Genomic DNA, 14,996 nt, shown 5'->3' with positions numbered 1-14,996 from the left:
ACTACCTCACAAGGTAAATGAACTACTTGCTAATTGATGTTGCGGAAAGCGCACGAGTTCATGCGGTTTCCGCACGAATTGTCGCGGAACGGGTGGGTCCTGTTTGGCAATTTCAAAAAGCGGCTAACTTTGCCAAGTCACTCAGATACAAGCACACTATGATCGATTTCGGAAGCAATTTCAGGAAACTGAGAGAATGGGCAGGCCTTTCCCAGGAAGCATTGGCGATGAGCCTGCACGTATCGGCCTCCGTCGTTAACAGAATTGAAAACAACAAACGAAAATTGGATGTACAAATACTTCACAAGCTCGCAATATCATTGCAGCTTGATATTCTCGTAGTGGTAACGGTGCTGTTTAAAGGTAACGGCGTATTGCCGGAACGACGGATCATTAAAAAGAGGAATGGGGTAGCCGTCCCCGCCTGATTTACTCCGCCATCCCTTTCCGGGCGTTCAGATAGCCCTTAATGACGGTGAATGTGGTGATTGCCAGGAAGAAAAGAATGATGTACTGCACGTAGTCCACGATCCACGGGAATTTCTCCCCGAATAGGTAGCCCCCGCCCGTCAGTGTGAAAATCCAGACGGCACCTCCTACCACATTATTGATCAGAAACGCCGGGAAAGACATTTTGACCAGACCCGCGAGAATCGGCGCGAATGTGCGCACAATCGGCAGAAAGCGACTGATAATCAACGTCCTGCTGCCATACTTTTCAAAATAGTTACGCGTAGTTTCAATGTGTTTCTTTTTGAAAAAGAAGGAATCCGGGCGGTTTTCGAACATATCGCCGAAGTATTTCCCGAAAATATACCCCACCAGTGATCCGAGCACCGCGGCCGTGAACATGCTGGTCAGCAAAATGAGGATCGGGACGTCCAGAATGCCGGTGCCGCAAAACACGCCGGCCAGGAATACGAGGTAATCGCCCGGAAGGAAGAAAGCGAAGAACAGGCCGTTTTCGGCAAAGACGATAAAGGTTATGACCAGGAGCCCGCCAGTACGGATGATTTCCTCTGAATTAAGAATGTACTGGAAAAACTCGACAATTGAATCCATAATCTGTAATCTTAAATCGGCCCATTCGCCGCCTCCGGGTTTGTTAATGTTCTAAAATTAAGCATTTTCCGACAGTTCCAGCCAGCGGAGTTCCTTCTCCTCCTGACTTTCATTGATTTCCTCGATCTGCTTCGACCATTTCGCAAGGTCTTCATGCGAACCACCACTGTTCAGATTTTCAACGAGTTGCGTCTTCGTTTTTTCCAATTTGGCGAGGTCTGCTTCCAGTTGTTCCATCTCCTTTTGTTCCTTGTAGCTTAATTTGCGCTTGGCAGAAACCGGTGCGGATGGAACTGGTGCCGCTTCCTTAGGCGCTGCCGGAGCCGGCGCTGGGGCCTTCGGCGCATTGTTCGCGGCCAGTTTCTTTTCTGCCTCCTGCTCGTCTTGATAGTCGCGGAGCTCGGTATAATTCCCCGGAAAATCACTGATCTTGCCCTCTCCGTCAAACACGAAAATGTGCTGCACGAGACGGTCCAGGAAGTAGCGGTCGTGGGAAACGATCATCAGGCAGCCTGGAAAGTTGAGCAGAAACTCTTCCAGTACATTCAGGCTATCGATGTCCAGGTCGTTCGTCGGCTCATCGAGGATCAGGAAGTTGGGCTGTTTGATCAGGATCAGTAAAAGCTGCAAACGCCGCCTTTCTCCCCCGCTCAACTTGGAAATAAAATCATATTGCTTCGACGGCGAAAACAGGAATGCCTGCAACAGATGGCTTACCGTAACGGTTTCGCCCGTTCCGAGCTGCACCACCTCCGCCACGTCCTTCACGATATCGATCACGCGCTGGTTTTCATTAAAAACGAGGTCGGTTTGCTTGTAATAGCCAAACTGGACCGTTTCGCCGGTGCTGATCCTGCCCTTATCGGGCTGCAATTCACCTGTGATCATGTTCAGCAGGGTCGATTTGCCCATCCCGTTCTTTCCTACCACACCAATGCGGTCGCCGCGGCGGAAGGTGTATTCGAAATTTTTGATCAGTTCGCGTTCGCCAAATCCCTTACTGATGTTTTCCAGCTCGATGATCTTGCTGCCGAGTCGCGAGGTGCGCACATTCAGCTCCATTTGCACATCGAACTTTTTCTGCGTCGCCTTTTCTTTCAGGTCTTCAAATGCATCAATGCGGTATTTGGCCTTGGTACCGCGCGCTTTCGGCTGTTTTCTGATCCATTCCAGCTCCTTGCGCATGAGGTTGCGCGCCTTGTCGATCGTAGCCGCTTCGAGTTCTTCGCGCTCGGCCTTCTTTTCGAGGAAGTATGAGTAATTACCTTTATAGGTGTACGCCGAACCGTGGTCCAGTTCGAGCATCTGGTTGCACACCGTATCGAGGAAATAGCGGTCGTGGGTTACCACCAGCAATGTCGTATTCGAGGTATTAAGGTATTCTTCGAGCCATTCGACGGTATCGAGGTCGAGGTGGTTGGTCGGTTCATCGAGAATGAGCAGGTCGGGATCTTCCAAAAGCACTTTGGCCAATGCTACCCGTTTACGCTGGCCGCCGGAGAGTGTTCCGTAGAGACTATCGGTATGATGAATTCCCAAACGGCCCAGTACTTCTTTGGTACGGTGTTCAAAATCCCATGCATTGTGCTTGTCCATGTCCTCCATGATTTCCGCAAGCTCGTCGTGATCGTCATTTTCGATCGCGTGCTCGTAGCGTTTCACTACCTGCGCCACGGGATTATTCGAAGAAAATATCACTTCCAGCACTGGCAGGCCCTCGTCGAATGCGGGGCTCTGGTCGAGGTACCCGACGCGGATGTCCTTCCGAATACTCACTTCGCCTTCATCGGCCGGGATTTTGCCTGTGAGGATATTCAGGAATGTCGTTTTTCCGGTACCGTTGGTCCCGATCAGCGCCATTTTGTCCCCTTTGCTTATACCAAAATTAATGTTCCTGAAAAGCCACCGGTCGCCGAACGACTTTGCAATATTTTCCGCCGAAAGATAATTCATGTTCAAATGTCAAATTCTGTATATGCAAAGTTAGGACAGATATTAAACAACGAAGAAAAAATTCGTTTTCATAGGGTAAATAGGCTAATATTGCCACTTATATTCTGTTAGATGGTTCCATTGAACACATTCATTATCATGTCCAAAAAATCCCTTTACCTAATCTTAACCGTTTTTCTTTGTTTTAAAGCAGTAGCGCAGGACAGTAATTTCAAAACCTATACGCAAAAAATCGGAGGCAGCCCTCAGGTGTACGACATGGTCGCGATACCGGGCGGTGAATACATGATGGGCAGCCCGGCCAGCGAAAAAGGCCGCAGAGCCGATGAAGGTCCCCAGCACAAGGTCAAAATCGAGCCTTTCTGGATGGGTAAAACCGAAGTTACCTGGGACATTTACGACTTGTACGCTTTCAAGAATATGGAGAAGGAAATGGGCGCACGCCATCCCGATCCCGACAAAAGCGTTCAGAAAACCGACGCCAGCACACGCCCCAGCCCTCCTTATGTAGATATGTCGTTCGGAATGGGCCGCTCGGGTTACCCGGCGATCAACATGACGCAATATGCCGCCATTTTCTTCTGCAAATGGCTGTATGAAAAAACCGGCATATTCTACCGCCTTCCCACCGAAGCCGAATGGGAATATGCTTGCCGCGCAGGCTCCAAAACAGCCTATTCTTTCGACGAGGCTAAAATCGACGAGTATGCCTGGTACCGCAAAAACAGCGACGCCGCATATAAAAAAGTAGGGACCAAGAAACCCAATGCCTGGGGATTGTACGATATGCACGGCAATGTTATGGAATGGACACTCGATCAGTACATTCCCGATTATTATGCCAAACAGCCCAAGGGTGAAGCATTCGCACCGGTTACCGAACTTTATCCGACTTCCGTTCGCGGTGGTTCATGGGACGACGAGGCGGCTGATCTCCGCAGCGCGGCCCGCGTAGCTTCCAAACCCGAGTGGAAAATCCTTGACCCGCAATTGCCGAAAAGCGAATGGTGGATGACCAGCGCTTCATTTGTAGGTTTCCGCGTTGTAAGACCGCTTAAAACGCCTTCACAGGAGGAAATCAATGCGTATTACAGCCCCAAGTTGATTGAAGACTACTGATCATATTTAAACTCTTAATTCGAAATGGAACAAAACAGACGTAATTTTTTGAAAGCATCGGGCCTCATCGCCGGCGGTGCCATCCTGAACCCCTTCACGGGCTACGGCTACAACAGCGCGGTAGGTGATACGATCAAAGTTGCGTTGATCGGCTGCGGCGGGCGTGGTACCGGTGCTGCCGCACAGGCATTGAGCACTACCCAAAACGTGCAGATCGTGGCTATGGCTGATGCTTTCAAGGACCGTCTCGACGATGCTTACAAAAACCTGACCGCTAAAAAGTACAAAGACGCCGCAGGAAAGCCGGTTGACACAAAAACGAAAGTGGACGTTCCCGAAGACCGGAAATTTGTAGGATTCGACGCATTTAAAAAGGCCATCGCATTGAAAGATGTGGATGTAGTGATCCTTGCAACGCCTCCGGGCTTCCGTCCTTCACATTTCGAAGAGGCTGTGAAAAACGACAAGCACATTTTCATGGAAAAACCGGTGGCAACCGACGCGCCGGGTATCCGGAAAGTACTTGAACTCGCAGAAGAGGCCAAAAAGAAGAAACTGAATGTGGTGGTGGGTCTGCAACGCCACTACCAGGCCAACTACCGCGAAGCCATCAAACGCATTCACGACGGCGCGATCGGCGATATCGTGGGCGGCCAGGTGTACTGGGTAGGAAGCAGCCCGTGGATGAAGGAACGCCAGGCTAACCAGACTGAAATGGAATACCAAATGAGAAACTGGTATTACTTCAACTGGCTTTGCGGAGACCACATTTCGGAGCAGCACGTACACAATATCGACGTAGCCAACTGGGTGAAAAAAGGCTATCCCGTATCCATCCAGGGAACCGGCGGCCGCCAGGTACGTACAGGAAAAGCTTATGGCGAAATTTACGATCACCACACGCTCGACCTCGTTTACGCCGACGGCACGACGATTTCCAGCCAATGCCGGCAGTTCGAAGGAACCTGGAACCGTGTCGACGAGGCATTCGTAGGTACCAAAGGCCGTATCGACAGCTTCGACGACAAGAAAACGATCCTGAAAGACTACAAAGGAGGCGTGATCTATCACCACGACAATGCTAATTACAGAAACCCATATCAGGTAGAGCACGACGAGCTTTTCGCTGCGATCGCCAAAGGTGAATACAAGTTTGCCGATGCTGAAAACGGCGCGAAAAGTACCATGACGGCGATCATGGGCCGTATGGCGACCTACTCGGGCAAGATGATCAAGTGGGAGGAAGCATTGAATTCCGATATCAACCTGTTCCCCGACAAGTTGGCGTGGGACGCATCTCCGAAAATCCTTCCTGGTCCGGACGGCCTCTATCCGGTGGCGATCCCGGGTAAAACTCAGGTGATATAATACAAGCTTATGAATGCAAAATGGCCCGCTGAGGGCCATTTTGCATTTTAATAGTATTTATAAAAGCGAATTCCTATATTCGGTAAGCGAATTCTTGACGATACTTATTGTAGAACGAAATATGTAGTCGGTGAAACTTAACCTGAGAAACGCTGTACTTATTCTTCTTGCCGGCATGATCGTGCTGGCAACCGGTTCTTTTTTAAATTCTTCCAAAACGCAATTCAGCGATCCCGTCATTCTGAGTGGCCTGGCCATCGAGTTTCTGGGGACCATCTGGCTCGTTTTGAGCCTCAACCAGCGGCGTCGGCGAAAGGCCTGATTACAGCTTCGCCGATCTGTTCCTGAGATAAAAATCCGCCAGTACCAAAGCCGTCATCGCCTCCACGATAGGCACCGCGCGCGGCACTACACAAGGGTCATGGCGCCCTTTTCCCTGTACAATGGCGACATTACCGTACTGATCCACGCTCTCCTGGTCCTGCATAATGGTAGCGACCGGCTTGAATGCCGTACGGAAATAGATGTCCTCTCCGTTTGAAATACCGCCCTGGATTCCGCCAGAGTGGTTTGTACGCGTGTGTACTCCACCATTTTCGTCCGTGTAGAATGCGTCGTTATGCTGTGAGCCGGGAAGCAGCACGCCGTCAAAGCCGCTGCCGTATTCAAAGCCTTTCACGGCGTTAATGCTCAGCATGGCTTTGCCGAGTTCAGCGTGAAGTTTATCAAATACAGGTTCTCCCCAGCCCGCCGGTGTTCCCTTTACGACGCAATTCACCACCCCGCCGATCGAGTCACCCTGCTTACGGATGCTATCGATGTAGTCAAACATTTGCTGGGCCATTTCAGGGTCCGGGCAACGCACCGCATTGTTTTCGGTTTCGGAAAGGTCGAGTTCCTGGTAGCTTTTTTCGAGCTTCATCGTTCCTACCTGCGACACGTACGCCTGAATGCGCACGCCCAGCTCCGCGAGCATCAGCTTCGCGAGCGCGCCCGCGGCTACGCGTGCGGCCGTTTCGCGTGCGGAACTGCGCCCTCCCCCGCGGTAATCGCGTACGCCGTATTTGACCTGGTAGGTATAATCTGCGTGCGAAGGCCTGAATTGCGCCGCTATATGCGAATAATCCTTGCTACGCTGGTCTTCGTTACGGATCACCATCGCAATGGGCGTCCCGGTCGTTTTTCCTTCGAATACGCCGGAAAGCACTTCGAATTCGTCAGCTTCCTTGCGCTGGGTAGTAATGCGCGATTGTCCGGGCTTTCTGCGCGTCAATTCGCTTTGAATGAAATCTGAATCAAATGTCACACCGGCGGGGCATCCCTCGATCACCACGCCAATCCCTACACCATGCGACTCGCCGAAAGTGGCTATTTTAAATATCTTACCGTATGTACTGCCCATCAAACTTACTTTCTAAATACCCAAATCATTGTTACCAACAACAACACAATAAGGATGTTGGTTAAATCCTTCAAAATTTTTTTATAATCAATCGTCTCGCGGCTGCTGTCGAGGCTTTCGAGGTTATCATACAAGCCCGAAGAGCCGGAAAGCGACAAATTGGTCAGCTTGTACTCGTCGCCCCGTACTTCCAGCGATGCCGCGGACCTTAATGTATCGTATTTCCCTTTTTCGATATCAAAATAAACCCAGTGAAAATACCGTCCCAGCGGAAACTCGCCGTCTTTTCTAGGCACTACAAAGTAATCGAACGTCTTTTCGCCCACCACATTCTGATAGCTCCGTTTTACGACCTGGCTCACTTCCGGCGGGTAAATGTCGAACGACGAGTTGGTTTGGATCACCGGCGCCGGAATGGCGGCGATATTACCCACACCCTCTATTTTGAACATATAACGCACGCTCTCGCCGGGATATACCAGGTCGCTCGACAGTGTTTCGCGTAAGCTGTACTGCCCTACGGCCACCTGGTCGCGCAAAGGGTGGTCGGGCAGCTGCCTTACCACCACCTGTACAGGCTTCGAACGGAACGCTTTTACCAGCTTGTTTTCCACATTCACGGCGGCGCCGTTTTCGGTTACAAGCATATCGAGCTTCACCGACGGCAGCCTGATATCCTCCGTGGTAATGGGAAAGAACCGCGCCTGGTACATATTGTACTCGGCATATTTCCTTCCGCGTATCGTCACCTTTCGTTTGATGATCTCCTCCACGCCCACATTCTCTTCCCAGCAAGTCACCGGCCTGATCGCCTTCAATATGCCTTGCAGCTGCTCGTTGAAACGGTAAAATTCCATTTGCACCGGCGCATTTTCGGCAATATAAAGAGAGATCCGTACCGAAAAGCCCTGACGGATGTAGACCTGTTTTTTATCCGTTTGTACCGACAAAAACACCGATTGCGAATTGTCATCAACCTCCGACACATCCAAATCCTCCGCCGCGAGTACATTTTCGCCTTCTTCCCCGGATTTCGCAAAGACCACCATCGTCTCTTCCGAATGCAGGCGCTGGTTATTCACGTTCAGGTTGAATTCGGGGATTAGGTAGTTGCCGGCTTTTGTCGCGTAATATTCCTGCGTAATCGTCTGAATGACCACCTTCCTCCCATCCACTGTGCTCACCGAGCTGGTCGCCGACTTACTTCTCTTTTCCAGGTCTTTGATTTCCGGGAAAATAACGGCCGGCCTTGTTTCCACATCCCGCAGCACAACCGAGATCAAAAACGGCTGATCCAATGTAAGATTCCGCGAACCAAACTCGATTGTGGCCGAACTTTCCGGGGACTGCGCGATGGCAATACCAGAAAAACACAAAAAAATATTTAATAACGCATATAATTTCATTTCAGTTTTTCGTTATCTTTATTAGGAATTGCTGAAAACGAAGCGTTTTAAGGATTTCTTTTTGTTTAACGTTGTCCCTAAACCACAAAACTACATAATCCTATGGCCTCGATGCTTGAATACATTAAAATTATTCTTCAAAAAGTCAGCTTCGACCGGAAATTATTTGAAAAAGAACTCAGAAAAGCGTTGAGAATGTTAATGCCCGCTGAGATTAAAAGGCTTAGGCAATGGTGTTATGACCATTATGCGACTGTTCACCTTCCTGTGTTGAACACATGTTTTGAGAGACTTTCCTCATTCAATTAGCAACAATATTACCATTTGATAATCGAGAGCTTTAAAAACGAGAAAGCCGCCCGGATTCGGGCGGCTTTCTTAGTTATAGCCTTTTTTGAACTTATTTCTTCTTAGGGGCCGGCTTTGCAGCAGCACCAGCCGCAGCAGGTTGTGCAGGCTGAGCAACCGCCAATCCAAGTGCTTCCTTAGCCGCAGCATTGTCCGGATCAACTTTCAACAGTTTCTCCCAATACTCCTTCGCTTTCGCCTCGTCTTTCAATGTAGACTGTGCATGGAACGCCAGGTAGCCGTAAGCCAGACGCAAATAAGATTTATATTTGCTTGGGTCCGGATCTTTCTCAGCTAGTTCGGTGAGTTTGAGGTAATAAGGCTGTGAAATACCCTTGTCTACGTTCTCTTGTCTGTCGTACGCATTGTAAAGCGTACTTGCACGCCAGTAGTATCCATATGGCCAATCCGGCAATTTTTTGGTTACAGTCGCGAAGATCGAGTCAGCTTTCAGGTACAGGTTACGCTTGTCAGTTGCGATTTTCACACTGTCTGCGAAGTTAGGGTCACCTGATTTAGGAACAATGTACGTCTGTGCAGTCTGGAAGTTAGCCAAACCTTCGTAGTAGTAATCGTTGGCAGTTGCTTTCGCAGTATCCAGGCCGTTACCTTTTTCATATGCAGCAGCAGCCTTAGGGAAATCTTTCGCAGCGTAGTACAAGCCGGCTACCTCTTTATAAGCGGCAGCAGCCTCTGCTTTGCTGGTATCCATCTCGGCGCCTTTTTTAATATACTCCATACCTAACGAATCGTAACCTTTGCCATCTGTCGATTTAGCGTTCAAGGCACGGCCGAGGTATTTGTAGTCATCACCGATTACTTTGTCGGGAGATCCTTTGATGAATTCGTCGAGGTTCTGGATGGCTTCGTCAGGCTTGTTCGTTTTGAAATAAGCCCAACCGTACATACGCTTGATGATCGGGTTGTTGATCTTTCCTTTTGCTTCTTCGAGGAATTGAAGTGATTTCGTGTAGTCGTCGGCAGTAAATGCAAACTGTGCGCCACGAAGTTTCATTTCAGGATCAGTACTACCGCTTTTTTGCAGGTACAGGTCGAAGTTTTCAGCCGCTTGCTTGTATTTCTGAGCGAAGAAGTAAAGCTCAGCGAGGTCTTTGTAAGCCGGAGCGAAGTTTGCGTCCGATTCAATGGCTTTCTTATAATTTTCCAAAGCGAGGTTATAGTTTTTACCACGGAGGTAAACTGAACCGATCGCGTTGTGTGCCACAGCGTAGTTTGGCTTTGCGGTCAATGCATATTCATAAGCCGTTACTGCATTACCACCTTCGTTGCGAAGCATCAATGCATCGCCTTTTGCCAAATAGGCGTCAGCAAGATTTTTGTCGCGGGCGATCGCGAGGTCGAGCAAACGGATCGCTTCGGCAGGGTCATTGTTTTTTTCGAACAATGTGTAAGCCTCACCTATTCTGAAAAGAACTTCTGCGTCTTTCTTCTTCTTCTTCTCAGCTTCATCGAACAATTCTTTCGCTTTCGCGCGGTCGCCTTTTGCAAGCGCTACCGTTCCTTGCCCTACCTTGTTCAGGTAAGATTTGTCGTCCAGCGAAACACCCTTGTCGAATGCTTTCTGCGCCTCGTCCAATTGGTTGGTTTTGATATAGTAATAACCAAGGTAATATTGGTTATCAGCAGAAGGGCTTCCTTCGGCGAGTTTCTTGAACACGTCGCCCGCTTCGTTGTAGCGTTCTCCGTGAATTAATGCCAAGCCATCCTGTACCGTCTGTGCGTGTAGGTTAACAAACGCTAATAAACCAAATACCAATGCTACTAATTTCATTCTCATGTTTCTGTTCATTTTTTACCCGGTTAAAATAATGATAAAAAACTTGGTTTTTCAATAACAAGCCCCAAATCTACTAATTGTTTACGTTCACTATAACTCTCTTTTAATTTCCAGTTCCCTGGGATAAACTACCGTTGGCAACAGACCCATTTTCTGGATAATCAGCCCTCCGACATCCCGGGCGATGTAGGTCATCAACCCACCGCCGAGCCCCGAGTAGCCTTCCCGGCTGATAATGTATACGTCTCTGTGCAGCGGATAACGTTTGAACTCCAATCCTTCCTGAAACGGTTGGATATAGTCGGCAACCGATGCGGGCTGGGCGTCTTTGGCCACACCCATTACCCGGATGCCATTAGAGAGTTCTTCGGAAGCCAGCGAATGCCCGTCGCTAATCCAGCTCACCCCGATAAAACCCAGGTGCGTCGGGTTTTCCCGCACATCCTTGATCACATTCTCGTTGGAACCGGCCGATATGATACGCAGCTTCTGAATGTCCTTAATTCCGAATTTATTCAGCACAAAGTTCAGGTTGCTGGCGTTGGCATTATCGAAAACCAGGGTAATCAATCCCTCCTGCGAACCCTTGATCGCCGTCCAGTCGGTAGTTTTACCTTCCAGAATAGCTTTGAGCTGCGGGACCGTAATGAGGCTGTCCGGGTTGTTCTTCGCCGTCACCAGCGCCAGGCCATCCGTAGCAATATGCTGGAATTTCTGGCTGCCTTTCTGCTTCTTGATGATTTCAAGCTCTTTCTCATTCAACTGGCGGGTCGTGAAAATGATCCGCGCACTGTCGTTCAGCAATTGCCTGATAGCCTCCTGCTCCGGTTTATAGTCGATATTGAAATGTGTATTGGGGTAAATTCCCTCATACCCATTCGTGAGCGACTTCACCAGCGGCTGGAAAGACTCGTCGGCCGCAATGGTAATCGTACCTTGCCGTGGATTGTCCAGATCGCTGTTTGACGAGGTACATCTCAGTAATCCTGCTACGCCCAGGGGTAGCAAAAGCAGCAGCGCCGCCAGTTTCGTTTTCATGACTCGTCCTGATTTCTTCTCAACACCCTGTACCCGCGGTAAAGTCCGTACACAATAAGTGTGCCAGCGAACAGATACCTCCAGAAGCTACCGATCGGTAACAATCTAAATGAGAAGGAGGAGAGGATCAAAAAGACCCCTCCTCCTACGTATGCCAGAGCCATTACCGAAGAGGTCAGATCACCGAGCTTTTCATGCAATGGTTTCTCCCTCATGCCTTACTCCAATTGGAAGTTGATTGGCAGGTTGTATTTTACACGAACTGCACGTCCTGACTGCTTTCCTGGCTTCCATTTCGGCATAGCTTTCACTACGCGGATCGCCTCTTCATCGCAACCAAAACCCAAGCCTTTCAAAACTGATACATCCTGGATACTTCCGTCGATGTTTACAACGAAAGACAAGAACACCCTTCCTGAAACGTTGGCACGGGATGCCGCGCTTGGGTATTTGATATTCTTCGAAAGGTATTTGTACATTTCTGTCGTACCTCCCGGGAATTCAGGCTGTTGCTCTACCACTGTAAATACCTTTTCAGGCTCAGGGGCTGCCTCTACTACTGTTCCTTTGCTAGGCGCTGCAACAGCTTCGGGCGCAACAATGATTTCATTCGCGTTGGGGTCCCCTTCGATGGTCTTGTCAGCAACAACAGCTTCCTTAATTTCTTCTACTGTTGGTGGTGGAACCTCTTCCGGAACCTCCTCATCTTTTTTCACCTCTGGCGGCAAGAACTTCACGGTATTCACCTTAGGCGCTTCCACGGGTGGTGGTGGCGGCGGTGGTGGTTCTGCCGGGTCAATTGGCGGCGGTGGGATCTTCATCAAATCCACTTCAACCATCGGCGCTTCTTCTTCCTTACCTGACGTCAAGCTGTTAATGATTGACGGCGTAAACATGGCAAGAACGAAAAGAGCAGCTCCGATTATAGTGGCCTTCGTCACATCTCTGCGATAACCCTGACGAAGTTCAAAAGCCCCATACGCCTTATTACGATCCGCAAACACTATGTCGTCCAGTGTTGCATTCGGGCTGATTTCTGCCATGGCGTTGTGATTAATTTTGATTTACAACTAGTTTTTTGGAATTATTTTATCACCCAGGACTTTCTTCTCTGCATCTGTCAGAGCGTCCACAAGTGCATAACGCTTGGTCTTTGTAATCGCCATTTCGTCGAGTACGTCTACCATATTCTTGTAAGTAGATACCGCCGTTGGCTTAATTACGACTACGAAAGCGTCGTTACCGTCTTTATCCTTTGGATTAGCCGCATTGATACGTTTCTGAGAAGCGAAAATCACGGTTCTGAGATCGTATCCGTAACGGGTTGTTTTCAATTCGGTAGGTGCTTTGTCGTCATCAGCAGCAATCCCATCCAAATAATATACGTCGTCGTTTGCTCCCATAAACAGGGTCAATACTTTCGACGCTTTCAAAGGTTCCGTCGGCTTTTCCTGATCTTCGGTTTTGTCAGGCACGGCGAGCGACATGGATGTCGGTTTCGACATGGTTGTCGCCAGCATGAAAAAGGTAATAAGCAAAAATCCAAGGTCCACCATCGGGGTCATATCCACACGGGTGGACATCTTCTTACCGCGAACCTTACCGCCACCTTTACCGTGCCCACCACCACCGGATTCTTCTATTGCTGCCATTTCTTCTAATTATTAAATGATAACATTAATCGTTTGTAAAACCGGCCGGTGCTTGCTCACTACCTGTGATCAGGTTGAACTTGTTGATGTTCTGCGATTGCAGGTTAGCCAATACGTCCTTGAACGCAGGAAACTTCGCGAGGTTATCTCCTTTCAATGCAATACGTAGGCCGCTATCTGCTTTACGAGCAGCATACACCCAGTCTGCCAATTCGCTGGCGCCCGTCGAGTCAACCGGAATACCCGGCTGCTTAACCTGGGCCATTTGCTCCTTCGGCATGTTCAACCAGGGCTTTAACTGATTCAGCGGAAAGCCAAAGCTCGACTGCAGTGCAAACTTCGCCTTCTCGGTATCAGTGAACGTGATGCCTTTGGCCTGGCCGATGTTATCCAGCATCGCAGCGCGAACTGGCTGTGCATCAACCCCAAAGAACACTTTCCCTGCTTTGTCAATGCTAATGACCATGATCTTATCATCTGGCACTTTGATCTGCGAAATCGATGTAGGTGTTGTAATCTCTGCATCGTTCGACTTGAAAGTCGCCGTCATAATGAAGAACGTCAAGAGCAAGAAGGCAACATCCGTCATGGCCGTCATATCAGTATGCGGCGCATGTTTCTTAGGCCTTACCTTTCCCATACAAATATATAAGTTTTTTTTATATTAACGAAACTTCACTATAAAATAGTTCAGCGAACTATTAATAATGTGCAGCAAAGTTCGACTGCAGGCTCATGCCAATTTCGTCGATGCTGTAAGTAAGATCGTCAACACGGCTGTTCAGGTAAGCGTAAGAAATAGTCGCGATAGCCGAAGTACCGATACCCAATGCGGTATTGATAAGGGCCTCAGAGATACCGGTTGCAAGAGCAGCAGAGTCAGGAGAACCTGATGTACCCAAAGCCGCGAACGCCTTGATCATACCGATTACCGTTCCCAAAAGCGCCAAGAGGGTAGATGCACCCGCGAGTGTAGCGATGATGGTCAGGTTTTTCTGAAGCATTGGAAGTTCAAGTGTAGTAGCTTCTTCGATTTCTTTCTGAAGAGCCGCCAGTTTCTGCTCTTTGTCAAGCGCAGTTTCAGTAGTCAATTGCTTGTATTTCAAAAGGCCTGCCTTGATAACGTTACCAACAGATCCTTTTTGCTTGTCGCACTCTTTGATAGCCTCTTCGATTTGGTTTTTGTCAAGCAGGCTTCTCACTTTACGAACGAAAGCATCGATGCTTCCTGTTCCGCTAGCTTTGCTCAAAGTGATCAGACGCTCGATTGTAAAGGTCAATACAACAAGGAAACACGTCATCAAGATCGGTACGATAGGACCTCCCTTGTAAACGATTCCGTAGTAATCACCATCGATAGGTCCTTTTTCGTGATCGCCATCTTTGAAGTGTTCCGGAGCGCCCAGAACGAAAATGTAAACGCACAATGCAATCGCAAAAAGGAGAGGGATTACCAATGCCGGGTTCAAACCGCCTTTGCCTTTAGTTGCTGCCGCAGCAGGCTTTGGAGCTGGTGCCGGACTTGTAGCTTTCTTTTCCATCAGACTTACTTTTAAAGGTTAAATTGAGATTTTGGTTGTGAATTAAATAAAACTTTTGGTTAAAACTGGTTTCTGTAAAATAAAATTTTGAATGCTTTTCGGATAAACGACATCTACAAAAGTATGAGTTTTCCTTTTAAAAAAAAGCAAGCGTTTCGGCAGATTTTTTCTCAGATTTTTCGCAGAAACCGCTCCGAATTGCATAATTTAAAGAATGCCCTCCCTTCTATTTTTAGTAATAATTCTCGTTTTAATACTGATCAGCAAGGATATACCGCATATCCGGACAACGCTATATAATTGTACTCT

Annotated in this window: 15 protein-coding genes; 5 read left to right on the top strand and 10 right to left on the bottom strand. The window is 48.7% G+C overall.

Going from position 1 to position 14,996, the window contains the following annotated elements; translation table 11 throughout:
* Positions 1 to 158: 158 nt before the first annotated feature.
* The gene (locus H144_RS0107650) at positions 159 to 428 is read left to right on the top strand and encodes a helix-turn-helix domain-containing protein (RefSeq protein WP_229207859.1); all 270 of its coding nucleotides are present in this window, start codon (positions 159 to 161) and stop codon (positions 426 to 428) included.
* A gap of 1 nt (position 429) precedes the next feature.
* Here H144_RS0107650 and H144_RS0107645 read toward each other — a convergent pair whose 3' ends face one another.
* Both H144_RS0107645 and H144_RS0107640 read right to left on the bottom strand, forming a co-directional pair.
* Positions 430 to 1,062 carry a DedA family protein gene (locus H144_RS0107645; RefSeq protein WP_019941463.1) on the bottom strand — a complete coding sequence of 211 codons (633 nt, stop codon included), beginning with the start codon at positions 1,060 to 1,062 and terminating at the stop codon, positions 430 to 432.
* A 57-nt stretch (positions 1,063 to 1,119) separates the two neighbouring features.
* Entirely contained in the window at positions 1,120 to 3,015 is a 1,896-nt protein-coding gene (locus tag H144_RS0107640) for an ABC-F family ATP-binding cassette domain-containing protein (RefSeq protein ID WP_019941462.1), read from the bottom strand.
* 111 nt (positions 3,016 to 3,126) lie between these two features.
* Between H144_RS0107640 and H144_RS0107635 the strand changes: the two genes are divergently transcribed.
* The 3 genes from H144_RS0107635 to H144_RS34255 all read left to right on the top strand — a co-directional run bounded on the left by H144_RS0107635 (position 3,127) and on the right by H144_RS34255 (position 5,824).
* A complete protein-coding gene (locus tag H144_RS0107635) occupies positions 3,127 to 4,134 on the top strand; it encodes a formylglycine-generating enzyme family protein (RefSeq protein WP_019941461.1) in 1,008 nt (335 codons plus the stop codon).
* A 24-nt stretch (positions 4,135 to 4,158) separates the two neighbouring features.
* On the top strand, positions 4,159 to 5,502 hold the full coding sequence (locus H144_RS0107630) for a Gfo/Idh/MocA family protein (protein ID WP_019941460.1): 1,344 nt from the start codon (positions 4,159 to 4,161) through the stop codon (positions 5,500 to 5,502).
* 130 nt (positions 5,503 to 5,632) lie between these two features.
* Entirely contained in the window at positions 5,633 to 5,824 is a 192-nt protein-coding gene (locus tag H144_RS34255) for a hypothetical protein (protein ID WP_157504589.1), read from the top strand.
* Here the strand turns inward: H144_RS34255 and aroC are convergent, their stop codons facing one another.
* Together aroC and H144_RS0107615 are read right to left on the bottom strand one after the other, a co-directional pair.
* On the bottom strand, positions 5,825 to 6,904 hold the full coding sequence (aroC, locus tag H144_RS0107620; protein ID WP_019941458.1) for a chorismate synthase: 1,080 nt from the start codon (positions 6,902 to 6,904) through the stop codon (positions 5,825 to 5,827).
* Between the two features lie 5 nt (positions 6,905 to 6,909).
* A complete protein-coding gene (locus H144_RS0107615; protein WP_019941457.1) occupies positions 6,910 to 8,310 on the bottom strand; it encodes a BatD family protein in 1,401 nt (466 codons plus the stop codon).
* Between the two features lie 102 nt (positions 8,311 to 8,412).
* On the opposite strand from H144_RS0107615, the gene H144_RS35075 reads away from it, so the two are divergent.
* Positions 8,413 to 8,619: a hypothetical protein gene (locus H144_RS35075; protein WP_019941456.1), complete on the top strand. Its 207-nt coding sequence runs from the start codon at positions 8,413 to 8,415 to the stop codon at positions 8,617 to 8,619.
* A gap of 91 nt (positions 8,620 to 8,710) precedes the next feature.
* On the opposite strand, the gene H144_RS0107605 is transcribed toward H144_RS35075, so the two are convergent.
* The 6 genes from H144_RS0107605 to H144_RS0107575 form a co-directional block, all read right to left on the bottom strand.
* Positions 8,711 to 10,456, bottom strand: a complete 1,746-nt coding sequence (locus H144_RS0107605) for a tetratricopeptide repeat protein (RefSeq protein ID WP_229207857.1) — start codon at positions 10,454 to 10,456, stop codon at positions 8,711 to 8,713.
* A 90-nt stretch (positions 10,457 to 10,546) separates the two neighbouring features.
* Positions 10,547 to 11,494, bottom strand: a complete 948-nt coding sequence (locus tag H144_RS0107600) for a substrate-binding domain-containing protein (RefSeq protein ID WP_019941454.1) — start codon at positions 11,492 to 11,494, stop codon at positions 10,547 to 10,549.
* A 218-nt stretch (positions 11,495 to 11,712) separates the two neighbouring features.
* Complete coding sequence (locus tag H144_RS0107590; RefSeq protein ID WP_019941452.1) at positions 11,713 to 12,537, bottom strand: energy transducer TonB; 825 nt, start codon at positions 12,535 to 12,537, stop codon at positions 11,713 to 11,715.
* Positions 12,538 to 12,564: 27 nt separating this feature from the next.
* Positions 12,565 to 13,146 (bottom strand): ExbD/TolR family protein, encoded by a 582-nt coding sequence (locus H144_RS0107585; RefSeq protein WP_019941451.1) that lies wholly within the window; start codon positions 13,144 to 13,146, stop codon positions 12,565 to 12,567.
* Positions 13,147 to 13,171: 25 nt separating this feature from the next.
* Positions 13,172 to 13,786: an ExbD/TolR family protein gene (locus H144_RS0107580; RefSeq protein ID WP_019941450.1), complete on the bottom strand. Its 615-nt coding sequence runs from the start codon at positions 13,784 to 13,786 to the stop codon at positions 13,172 to 13,174.
* 61 nt (positions 13,787 to 13,847) lie between these two features.
* Entirely contained in the window at positions 13,848 to 14,687 is an 840-nt protein-coding gene (locus H144_RS0107575) for a MotA/TolQ/ExbB proton channel family protein (protein WP_019941449.1), read from the bottom strand.
* Positions 14,688 to 14,996 lie beyond the last annotated feature (309 nt).

This window comes from Dyadobacter beijingensis DSM 21582 (genome assembly GCF_000382205.1).
Classification (GTDB): domain Bacteria; phylum Bacteroidota; class Bacteroidia; order Cytophagales; family Spirosomataceae; genus Dyadobacter; species Dyadobacter beijingensis.
Note: the sequence above shows the minus strand (reverse complement) of the source record. Positions and strands in the feature narration are given on the sequence as shown.